The sequence below is a fragment of the Actinocrinis sp. genome (genome assembly GCF_035605935.1).
Classification (GTDB): Bacteria; Actinomycetota; Actinomycetes; order Streptomycetales; family Catenulisporaceae; genus Actinocrinis.
Genome location: NZ_DATNGK010000124.1, coordinates 1 through 6,287 on the forward strand (window position 1 = coordinate 1; position 6,287 = coordinate 6,287).

At 68.6% G+C, this 6,287-nt stretch carries 3 protein-coding genes and 2 pseudogenes; 2 read left to right on the forward strand and 3 right to left on the reverse strand.

Annotated elements, in window-relative coordinates:
• Positions 1–555 (reverse strand): annotated as a pseudogene (locus VN779_RS10770) (hypothetical protein); the annotation flags it as partial.
• A gap of 347 nt (positions 556–902) precedes the next feature.
• On the opposite strand from VN779_RS10770, the gene VN779_RS10775 reads away from it, so the two are divergent.
• Entirely contained in the window at positions 903–1,937 is a 1,035-nt protein-coding gene (locus VN779_RS10775) for a LacI family DNA-binding transcriptional regulator (protein WP_325722328.1), read from the forward strand.
• A 367-nt stretch (positions 1,938–2,304) separates the two neighbouring features.
• Here the strand turns inward: VN779_RS10775 and VN779_RS10780 are convergent, their stop codons facing one another.
• Entirely contained in the window at positions 2,305–5,604 is a 3,300-nt protein-coding gene (locus VN779_RS10780; RefSeq protein WP_325722329.1) for a GH92 family glycosyl hydrolase, read from the reverse strand.
• Between the two features lie 211 nt (positions 5,605–5,815).
• Here VN779_RS10780 and VN779_RS10785 point away from each other — a divergent pair, with 211 nt between their 5' ends.
• Positions 5,816–6,094 carry a hypothetical protein gene (locus VN779_RS10785; RefSeq protein WP_325722330.1) on the forward strand — a complete coding sequence of 93 codons (279 nt, stop codon included), beginning with the start codon at positions 5,816–5,818 and terminating at the stop codon, positions 6,092–6,094.
• Here VN779_RS10785 and VN779_RS10790 read toward each other — a convergent pair.
• Positions 6,087–6,287, reverse strand: a pseudogene (locus VN779_RS10790) (fumarylacetoacetase); the annotation flags it as partial. The gene VN779_RS10785 and the pseudogene VN779_RS10790 overlap by 8 nt on opposite strands.

The following is a 6,287-nucleotide window of genomic DNA, read 5'->3' on the forward strand; positions in this document are numbered from 1 at the left end:
GAAGGAGCGGAACGTCGTCGTCGCGTCCGTGACCTCACACCAGCCGAGCATTCGCTGTCCCGCTGGCGCGGACAGATCTTCCGCGCCCGCCCAGACGTGCAGCGGCGCGGCGATCGGCATCGTTTGCGGCGAGCCCGGAGAACCCGGAGAACCCGGAGAGTCCGGCGAGTCACCGGCACGCGGCGGCAGCGCTCCGGCGACGATAACCGCGCTGACGCCGCCCGTAGCCAGCCCGCTGTCCCGCGCCCCAGGCTGCTCCAACCTGCGGGCCAGCTCGATCGCCACCTGCGCCCCGTCGCCCTGTCCGACCACGACGACGTCGTAGGCGAGCACGCCCGCGGGCAACTGCCGCGCGATCGCCTCGCTCTCAGCCGCGGCAGAACCCTGATCCGAAGCTGCGCGGTGATCCGAAGCTGCGCTGTGCCGATCCGTGTCAGTGCTCAGCGACCGCTCGACCACCACGAACAGGACATCGCCAAGAGCGCGGGCCAGCGCCGCGGTTGCCGCGTGCGTGACACCGGTCCTCGGGATCAGGACGACCATCGAACCCCACATGACCCGAGCAAAGCGCACCCCAGGCGCGACGACGGGCAGTTGGCACCGGCAGATCGGCGGCAGTTTCCGCCGGCGGCGGCGCTGAAAGTTACCGCGGATCCAACACAGAAAAACGCCACGAACGCACAAATCGCCGACCAGAGCGCCGCCAGCGCGCACCGCGAGTCCATACACTTGGGAAAGTACGCGCCCGACCGCGCCGCCCGGCCTGAGGCGGCAGCCGGCCGGGTCCATTCACGGAAGGGGCCGCGATGCATCCCGGCGCGAGTTCGCCGTCGCCGGCCAGCGGCCCAGGGCGGGGCCGGCGGGCGGCCGACGGCTCCCTGCTACACGCGGCGCGGCCGACCATGAAGGACGTCGCGGCGCGCGCCGGAGTCGGGCTCAAGACCGTCTCGCGGGTGGTCAACGGTGAGCCCGGGGTGCTGCCGGGCACCGCGGCGCTGGTGCAGCAGGCCATCGACGAGCTCGGGTTCCGCCGCAACGACAGCGCGCGGCAGCTGCGCACCGGGCGCACCGCCGGCATTGGGCTGGTCATGGAGGATGTGGCCGACCCGTTCTACTCACTGCTCAACGGAGCGGTCGAGGAGGTGGCTCGGGCGCATGGCTCGCTGGTCTTCACCGCCTCCTCCGAGGACGACCCGCGCCGCGAGTCGGAGCTGGCGCTGGCGCTGTGTTCGCGCCGGGTCGACGGCCTGATCATGGTGCCGGCCGCGGAGGATCACACCTACTTGCTGCCCGAGCTCGACGCGGGTCTCGCTCTCGTCTTCGCCGACCGACCGCCGGTCGGCCTGGCCGCGGACACCGTGCTGGTCGACAACGCGGAGGGCGCGCGAAAGGGCGTAGCGCACCTGATCGCGCACGGGCATCGCAGGATCGGTTACATCGGCGACTCCTCGCGTATCTACACATCGACAGAACGGCTTAGCGGCTACCGCAGAGCGATGGCGGACGCCGGGGCGCCGATCGACGAGTCATGGATCGCGCTCGGCCCCTCGGATCAGGCGCGGGTAGGCGACGCGCTCGACCACCTGCTCGACCCGCGCCGAGCGCACCCGATCACGGCACTGTTCACCGGGAACAACCGGCTGACGGTCGCAGTGCTGCGCGAACTGGCGGAGCGTCAGCGTGCGCAGGAGGTCACCGGAGTGCCGACGCCTGGAGGCACGCCCGGACTCGCGCTGGTCGGCTTCGACGATTTCGAGCTTGCGGACCTGCTCACCCCGGCGATCACCGTGGTGGCCCAGGACGCGGCCGGACTCGGCCGCGCGAGCGCGCAACTGCTGTTCGCTCGGCTCGAAGGCGACACCTCCCCGGTGCGCCGGATCGTGCTGCCCACAGTGCTGGTGCCGCGCGGCTCCGGCGAACTACCGCCGGCATCGTAGGTCGAAGGCGGCAGCTGTCCTGCTGAACTGGACAACGTCCTGGCAGCTAATTTGTCCCGCTGAACTGGACAACCCCGGTGGCTATATGTCCCGCTGGACTGGACAACCACGCGCCAGCCCGACAGCTGTCCCGCTGGACTGGACAACCACCCGCGGGCCCCACAGCTGTCCCGCTGGACTGGACAACCGCTCCGAGCGCGCACGGCGAAGCGGGGCCGCCACGGATCTCGCGGCGGCCCCGCTCCTACCGTCTCAGTGAGCTGACGCCGCGCGGAGCGTGCTCACCTCGGCGGTCACCGGTCCTCCGGTGATGCGGCACCGGTTCCCGGCCTTGCGCCTGCCCTCTCGGCTCAAGGTGTTCGCCCGGTCAGCCGACCGCGATCGCGAAGATGCCGATCGCGCCCTGGTTGACCGTCGCGGGCAGGGTGATACTGGCTACCGTCTTCGAGCTGTCCACCGAGATGGTCTGCGAGAAGACGTAGGTGGTGACGTTCTGCGGCGTGCTTCCTCCCGCGTTGCGGTACGGCGTCTTCGCCACGATCTGGTTGCTGAACGCCGGTGAGGAACTGCCCGCGCCGAGGGTCCAGTCGCTGAACCCGAGCGTCGCGGTCGAGGTGGTGCCGTCGGTGTAGGTGACCGTGACAGTGCCCGAAGTTCCGCTGCTCGGCGCGTTGGTAGCGCTGCCGAGGAACCCGATCTGCGTGGCTCCCGCCGAAGCCTTCAGCGCAATGGTCTGCCCTGAGGCCTGCAACGAGTCCGGCTGACCGGCGGCAATGTTCGGCCACGTATACGTCAGCCCGCTGGAGGTCACGCTCGCCCCGGGCGCCAGGCCCACAGCTGTCAGCGCCTGCTCCGAGTAGCTGAACCCGTCGCCGTCGTAGTTGGCCGCGGCGCCGTTGCTGTCGTCGCTGATACCGGCGACATCGTAGAACGGCACCAGGTCACCCGGAGTGTCAACCGTCACCGACATCTGCGTCGGCAGGATGGTGCCCGCAGTGCTGGTCAGATCGAACGAGACCGGATAGACCCCGTCCGTCGGGCCCGCGGTGACCGTGACGGCGGCGCTAGCCGTGCCGTTCGCCGCGACCGTGAGCGTGCCGCTGGACGGAGTGACCGTGACGCCCGCGGCCGGCTTGGCTGTCCAGTTCACCGTCTGCGCCGCGCCGTCGGTCGAGGTGACCGCCAGCGTCGCCGAGGTGGACTGGCCCGGCTGGAGGACCGCCGAGGACGGGGTGACCGATCCGGTCGAGCCGAACACCGGGCCGTAGGACGGCGGGGCGTCCGCCGCGGCCGTGCCCCACGTGGTCGGGGTCTTCGACAGCGTCCACGCCAGCGTCGCGCCCTTGCTCAGGGTGCTGAAGTTCGTGTACAGCTTGCTGTACGACTTGCCGTTGAGCTTCAGTGACTTGACATAGAACTCGGTCGGCGAGGCGCCCGGCGCGGTGATGCTGATCTTCTTGCCGGTCGGCAGGGTGATCGTGGCGCTCGGGAAGCCGGGGCTGGCGAACACCAGGTTGTCAGAGCCCGGATTCTCCGGGTACATGCCGAGCATCTCCCACACGTACTGGGCGCTCATCGCCCCCAGGTCGTCGTTGTTGTTCAGACCGGCGGGACCGGGGTTGTACACGCTGTTGCGGATGTTGTTGACCGCCTGCTGCGTGCCTGCCGGGTCCCCGGCGTAGTCCGGCGCGTTCTGCTCGCCGAGGTCGAACTCGTTGGCAAGGAAGGCGTACATGCCTTGCGCGTTCGGCTGCGAGAGGTAGTTTTCCAGATCGTTGGCAACCTTGGTGTTGCCGCCGAGCAGCGAGAACAGGCCTGCGTAGTCGTTCGGCACGTCCCACAGGTACTGGTAGGCGTCGCCCTCGACGTAGTGCGCGGTCGTCGTCGGGCTGATGCCGCTCAGGAACGCGCCGCTCTTGAGCTTCGGCGTGAGCAGACCGGTTGAGGTGTCGAATACGTTGACCCAGTTGTTGGCCCGGTTCTGCAGCGCTGTCGCGTCGGCGGTGTCGCCGAGCGACGCTGCGTACTGCGCCAGGGCGAAGTCGGCATTGTCGTACTCGAGCAGCGAGGAGACGAAGCCGTGCGGATTGCAGCACCCGTACGATCCGTCCTCGGGTATGTACCCGTACTGCTGCTCGGCCGCTTCCTCGGGACGCACGTGGTTGACCGTGGTGGCCTGCTTGACCATGTCCGTCAGGGCGGCGCCGGTGGCGAACGTCTTCGCGCCGAAGGCGTAGTAGTCGGCGATGATCGCGTCCGACGGGTCACCGTTCATGACGTAGTTGTCCAGGTTCAGGTATCCCCATTGCTGCAGGATGCCGTTCTGGTTGTAGTAGTTGACCAGCGACTGCGCCTGGTCGCTCGCGGCGCTCGGGTCGAGCATGGCCTGCAGCTGCGAGGTGCCGTGATAAGTATCCCAGCCGGAGAACATGCCGTACTGGTCGGTCTGCGGCTTGGCCACCGTGTGCACCTGGTTGTCAGAGCCCGTGTACTGGCCGTTGACGTCGCTGGTGATGTTCGGCTGGACGAAGACCTTGTAGAGGTTGCTGTAGAACTGCTGGGTCTTGTCCGCCGCGCCGCCGGAGACCGCGATCCGGCCGAGCAGCGTGTTCCAGGACTTCTGCGCGGCGCTCTTGACCGTGCCGAAGCTCCAGCCGCTGTTCTCCTTCTGCCAGTTCAGCTTCGCGTTCGCGGCGCTGACGTAGGAGATGCCGACCTTGGCCTGGATCGCCTGAGCGGCGGTGGTGTCGAAGGTGAGGAACACCGCGGCCGGGGACTTCGCACCGGAGTTGGTGATCACCTGCGAGGCGGTGAAGGAGTGGTCGAATACGAGGTCGAAGTAGACCGTGTACGCGGCCGAGTCGCCGCAGAAGCCGCCGCTGGTCTCCGAGCCGACCACCTCGTTGGTGCCGACGATCTGCGCGGTGGTCGAGCTGACCGTGTTCTGCGCGTCCATCAGCTTCACCAGGAAGTCGGCCTGGGTAGTGGCCGGGAAGGTGAAGCGGCCCATCGAGCTGTGCGGGGTGGCCGTGAACTCGGAGGTGATGGTCTTGGGCAGGTTGCTCTCGGCGGAGTAGTAGCCGGCCTGCGCGACCTCGCCGGTGTTGGTGAACGAGGTCGACGCGTTGTTCGGGTCGCCGCTGGGCAGCGCCCCGGTCAGCGGCAGGATCGGTATGTCGCCGGCCGCCCCGCAGCCGGGCCCGCTGACGTGGGTGAGGCTGTAGCCGGTCAGCGCGGAATCGCCGTAGGCGTAGCCGCCGCCGGCGTTGCGGTCCGGCATGGTGTCCGGGCTCCACTGGACTTCGCCGAACGGCACGATCGCGCCCGGGAAAGTGTTGCCGCCGTTGGTGGTCCAGGTGCGGGTGTCCACCTGCTGGGCGGGGTTTGAGGTGGCGGCGGTGACCAGCGCCTTGCTGGTGCTCGCCGCGGGCAGCTTCGCGGTGAGCTTCTTGGTGGCACAGGTCGAGATGCCGCGCGGAGTGCTGGTACAGGTGGCGGTGTGGGCGGGCGCGGTCTTGCCGGAGGGGGCGGCCGTGGCCGAACTCGCGGCGAGGACGGGCGCGGCCGAGAGCGCGCCACTGATCAGGGCGGCTCCGGCGACGGTGGACAACGCCCTGGTGAGGCGGATGTGAGTACTGGCGGGTGGGGGCTGACTACTACGGCGCATCGTGTTCCTCCCCCGGCCTGCGGAAGCGCCGCCGTTCGCACCGCGAGGGGCGGAACGAGCGGTCCGGTGCCTTCCCGGCCGGAATGACAACGTTGTCAGACGACGGGAATCTTTTCGCCTCCGCGCGGCTGAGTCAACAGCCGCGCCCGGAAAACGATCGATCGCTGATCTGATGGGCCGTCAGATCCGAGGCTGGCGGCGAAGCGAGTAAGTGATCAACAACAAGCCGCACAACATCGCTACACGCTGCGAAAACACGGCTGTCTTGGGAAAACGGCCGCAGCCAAGGCTCGCCACCCATGGCGCGGCCGAGCCGGTTCGGGGTGTCTCGGGAATCTTCGACTCATCGCAGCTTGCCGACACGGCGTTCGGGCGCCCCGACAACGATGTCGAGATCACTACCGCAGAGATCGACTACCGCTCGATCGCAATCACCGACGTCGTCGCGGTGAGCCGAATCCAAGCTGCCGAGGCAACAGGCCCTAGCTGACGGCCGGAAGGACGCGTCCGGTGACATCGCCGAAGCCGATCCTCGCGCCGGCGGGACCGGGCGCCGTCGCGCTGATCACGACCTCGTCGCCGTCGTCGAGGAAGGTCCGAGTGCCGCCGTCGGCTAGCTTGATCGGGTTCTCGCCGTTCCAGGTGTATTCGATCAGTGAGCCAACCGTCTCGTGTTCGGGCCC

Excerpts from the sequence above, each read along its gene's own strand:
- VN779_RS10780 (WP_325722329.1), bottom strand. The coding sequence starts at position 5,604 with ATGCGCCGTAGTAGTCAGCCCCCACCCGCCAGTACTCACATCCGCCTC.
- VN779_RS10775 (WP_325722328.1), top strand. The coding sequence starts at position 903 with ATGAAGGACGTCGCGGCGCGCGCCGGAGTCGGGCTCAAGACCGTCTCG.